We start from the raw sequence: 4,540 nt of genomic DNA, 5'->3' as shown, positions 1-4,540 counted from the left end.
CTACGTTTCTACGCCAGCCCGGCAGATACCGCCGGCGCTTCCGCTGGCCTGTGAAAAGCCGGCCTTGGCGGTTGGTTCGGCCAGAACGCATACATTCCGCGTTCGTTCATTCCGGTGTTGAGGTTCCAGTCGCCGATCACCGCCTCGCGGACTACGCAGTCTTCAAACACCGCCTGTCCGATTGCGCGCCACATGGCGCCGATATTCGCCAGCGCCTTGTCGAAAAGCTCGTCGTAATCCATCCGCCCGTCAGGCGTGTCGAGCTTCCTGATGAATGATGCGTCAATGCTGTCGATGGTCGGATAGGCCAGTCCGCAATTGACCGCGACGCTTCGTGCAAGGCGCGGCATCCTGCTACCGGTTTCCGCGGCATCCACTGCCCACTTGAAACCGGAATGCCAGGCGTCGATGTCCGGACGGTTGCGGCGATATTCTTCGGGATGGCATTCGGACAGGATCCGGTGCCAGGAATTGATGATCGTCCGGTCCAGAACACCGCTGCCCAGATGCCTGGCCCGCGCGCTTTCATCGGGATGCAAGCGTTGGAAAATATAGGCATCCTGGTGCAGCTCGCAGCGCCGGTGTGCCATCGCATTGAAGGCCGAAGCACTCACGCGCATCTCAATAACCGGATGAATCGTGAGGTCCGCGACGATGTGCGCGGCATACCCCATCAGCCACGCGACGAGCGCCGCTTGCTGCTCGGATTGCATCGTGCGCGCCAGGCGTATTCCAAGCCGAATGGGCTCGCCGGTTTGCTCGCAGTGAAATAGATCCGCCCAGCGTTTCGACTGGGCGCTGCGCAGCTGCAAATATGGATAGTCGGGACTGAGGGCACCCAATTCACAACATCGAAAGTGAGACCGTATGGCGTCGACGGCGGCGACGGGAACGCTTGCGGCCTCTAATCGTTCAGGTTCTTTCGCGAGATTGACTAAGGTAATGTGTGCGTAGGCGCCCGGCATATTCGATGGAGAAAAGTGTTGGGAACTTCCCTTCTCGACTGCTGGCGCCAATGCTAGACAGGATTTTTGACAGGTGAGTGACAAGCCGGGGCGGCGGGCGCAGAAGTAACAAAAACCTCGGCAGAACACGATATCTGCCGAGGTTTTTCCGTCCCGCCTGCGGCTGGGACGCACCTCCACGCTTGCTGGTAGAGCCATTTCGTCCAGCACCACGTGTTGGACTGAGCGGCACTCGCCGGCGGGCGCCCCCCCCAATAACGGCGCCTTGTCAGCTAATGCCGCCCAGTTCGATAAAACTGCGGCTCGACAGGACTGTACCGCGGGCAATGGTCGTCTTCTGTTCGGCGTCACACATTGCGCATTTCGATTGTACGATCGCGTCACTGCCCCGGATTGTGCTTGCCTTCCGTCGCCGGCACGGCGCACCACAGTCCGGCAAGCTGGAGCAGTGTCGCTGCCGCGGCGCAAATGCTGAGCACCACGCTCTTGCTCACCACAAACAGGACCGTGAACATGTCGAGCGACAGGCCGAGCGCGAGCGGCACCAGGCAGCCCCGAATCATCAGCGAAGCTACCCGGGCCATGCGGCGCGACGGGTGGCCGGCGCAGGCGCGGTAGTCGATTGGCGGCGTCATCAGCATCGCGATCGCGATCACCACCATACCCAGCCCGAGCGTATGGCGGGCCCTGGCAAAGGTTTCGAGATCGGCGAAGCGGTCGTTGAAGACGGCGATGGTCTGGAAGCCGAACCGGGCTTGTATGCCGGGAACGATGACGCGCGCTTCCTCGACGATGTTTCGCATTTCTTCGTCGAGTTTTTCGAGCTCGGTCTTTTGTTTTTCCATGCTGGCACGGTATGCAAAAACAATGGCTCCTTCAATAGCGCACAGTTGAAATCGCTCGGCGGCGTGGCGAGCTCGGTTGAGCACCGTCAAAAGCTCCGGGGCCGGCGGCGGGCATCATCGCGGGATGTTTGACATCTTCCTTTCACTTTCCGCAGGAGCCCGCTTGATGAAGCACGCAACCCCCTTCGCCGCCATATGCAGGCTGCTCGCCGCATCGATGCTCTTGTCGATAACCGCCGTGCTGTCGGCCTGCTCGCAACAGGCGGAAGGCAGCCCGGCCATGCCGGCGCGGCACGCCGTCAACGTCGAGCTTGCGCGCACATCGCATGGCGTCGTGCACGTCCGCGCGGATGACTTCGGCGCGTTGGGCTATGGCATCGCGTACGCGTATGCGGAGGACAACCTGTGCATGTTTGCCGACAGCCTGCTGACCGTGCAGGGCGAGCGTTCGCGCTTTTTCGGCGGCGATGCACACGCAACGCAGCGGGTTGGCGACGAATACGGCGCGGCCAGCGACTTCATTCATTTACGTAACGAGGACAGCGACTTCTTCTTCAAGGGCTATCTCGACCTGGCCGAGTTAAAGGCCGGCTACGCGGCCGCATCACAAGAAGCGCGCGACCTGCTCGCGGGCTACGCGGCCGGCTACAACCGCTTCCTGAAAGATAACGCCGGCCATTACCCGGCGGCGTGCAATAAGGCGGCATGGGTGCGGCCCATCACTGCCGAAGATCTCTACCTCGTCATTGCAGAAAAGGCTCTGCATGCATCCGGCGAGGTATTCGCTGCGGAGATTGTCGCCGGCGCGGTCGACGGGGCGGTGAAACCGGAAGCGGCCAGCGGGACCGGGAGCCGCCTGGCCGATACCACCTTCATGCGCCAGCGACTCGACGAACTGAGCAGTTCCAAGCTCGGCAGCAATGCGCTCGCGCTCGGCAAGGAGCTCACCGACAGCGGGCGCGGCATCCTGCTTGGCAATCCGCACTACCCCTGGACCAGCACCGACCGTTTCTACCAGGCGCACATGACGGTGCCGGGCCGGTACGACGCGATGGGCGTGATCCTGGGTGGCATACCGCTGGTCGTGATTGGCTTCAACCATGATGTGGCGTGGACGCATACGGTAACCACCGCCGTGCACTTCACCAGCTTCCGCCTCAAGCTCGATCCCGCCGATCCGACGCGCACGACTTACTTCATGGACGGCAAGCCCGTGAAGATGACGTCGCGGAAAGTCACGGTCGACGTCCTGCAGCCGGACGGCACATACGCGTCGCGGAGTAAGACCTTCTACTTCAGCAAGCAGGGCGCGGTGATGGTCAAGCCGGATGCGGGCATGGTGTGGAGCGCAAGCGCCGTCACCGTGCTGGCCGATCCGAACCGCAACAACACTCGCCTGATCGATCAATGGATTGGCATCGGCAGCGCGCACAGCGTGCACGAGCTCAAGGCCTCGCTGGACAAGATAGTCGGCCTGCCCTGGGTGAACACGATTGCCGCTGATCGGAGCGGCGACACGCTCTACGCGGATGCGAGTGTTGTGCCGCGTGTGGGCGCTGACAAATTCAAGTCCGATTGCATGCTGGTGCCGCCCCTGCTGACCTTCGATGGGTCACGCAGCGAGTGTGGCTGGGGCAGGGACGGCGGCGCGCCGGAAGGGATACAGGCGCCGGATGGCGGGCCCTGGATGATCCGGTCGGACTACGTCGGCAATTCCAACGACAGCTATTGGCTCACCAATGCGCGCGCGCTGATGGCCGGGCCGGCGCCGTATGGTTTTTCTCCGCTGTACGGAAAGACTGGGGTCGAGCAAAAACTGCGGACGCGTGTCGGCTTCAGCCAGCTGCAGGACGAGTTGGCGCAACACCGGCGATTCAAGATCGACGATGTGCAGCGCCTGGCCTTTGCGAACCGCGTGCATGCGGCCGAGCTTGTATTGCCGCAGCTGCTGCTGGCGTGCAAAGGGCAAGGTGACGCCGCGGTGCAGTCGGCCTGCAAGGCTTTGGCGGTCTGGGACCGTCACGCCGAGCTGGACAGCCGGGGTGCGGTGCTGTTCCGCGAGTTCTGGAATATCGCCAGCAAGATTCCAAACAAGTGGGGCAAGCCCTTCGATCCCACTGATCCCGTGAATACGCCAAGCGGGGTGGCGCCCACCGCGATGCCGGCCATGTTCGCCGCGCTCAAGCAGGCGACGAAAGAGCTGCAGGGCATGAAGGTTCCGCTGAACGCGCGGCTGGGCGATTTCCAAGGAGATATCCGCAATGGCGTGCGCGTGCCCGTGCACGGCGCGATCGGTGATATCGATGGCTCCTACAATTCCATCCATATGGTCAGCCAACTAGGCGCCGCGGGTTATCGCAATGTTGCATGGGGCACGAGCTATGTGCAGGCGGTGACCTTCAATGATGACGGGCCGGTGGCGCATGCGATGCTGGTCTACGGACAATCGACGGATCCGAAGTCGCCCTGGTACGCCGACCAGGTGAAGCTGTTCTCGGATAAGCAATGGCCGGTGTTGCCCTTCAGCCGCGAGGCGATCAAGCGGGATGCGCATTACGCCGTGCGCATACTCAGCGAATAGGTCGCGCGAGCACAACAGTACTCCTTGCGGGGAAGCCCTGCGTTTGCTATAGTTCTGGTCCCTCGCAGCGACGCAGTTCAACAAGAAGAAGCAGCGGGGGACGCAAGAAAAAGAAGTTGACGAGTTCTGCGAAATCTAGCATAATCTCA

General features: G+C 62.0%; 3 protein-coding genes. 1 reads left to right on the top strand and 2 read right to left on the bottom strand.

Going from position 1 to position 4,540, the window contains the following annotated elements:
* Positions 1-8: 8 nt before the first annotated feature.
* A complete protein-coding gene (locus NX778_RS24485) occupies positions 9-1,178 on the bottom strand; it encodes a zinc dependent phospholipase C family protein (RefSeq protein WP_258814433.1) in 1,170 nt (389 codons plus the stop codon).
* Positions 1,179-1,345: 167 nt separating this feature from the next.
* Positions 1,346-1,894, bottom strand: coding sequence for a DUF6328 family protein (locus NX778_RS24480; RefSeq protein ID WP_258814434.1), 549 nt, complete (start codon positions 1,892-1,894; stop codon positions 1,346-1,348).
* Between the two features lie 82 nt (positions 1,895-1,976).
* Here NX778_RS24480 and NX778_RS24475 point away from each other — a divergent pair, with 82 nt between their 5' ends.
* The gene (locus NX778_RS24475) at positions 1,977-4,391 is read left to right on the top strand and encodes a penicillin acylase family protein (RefSeq protein WP_258814432.1); all 2,415 of its coding nucleotides are present in this window, start codon (positions 1,977-1,979) and stop codon (positions 4,389-4,391) included.
* The last annotated feature ends 149 nt before the right edge of the window (positions 4,392-4,540 follow it).

This window comes from Massilia terrae (assembly GCF_024753145.1).
Lineage (GTDB): Bacteria > Pseudomonadota > Gammaproteobacteria > Burkholderiales > Burkholderiaceae_D > Telluria > Telluria terrae.
This window is presented reverse-complemented; position numbering and strand designations above follow the sequence as displayed.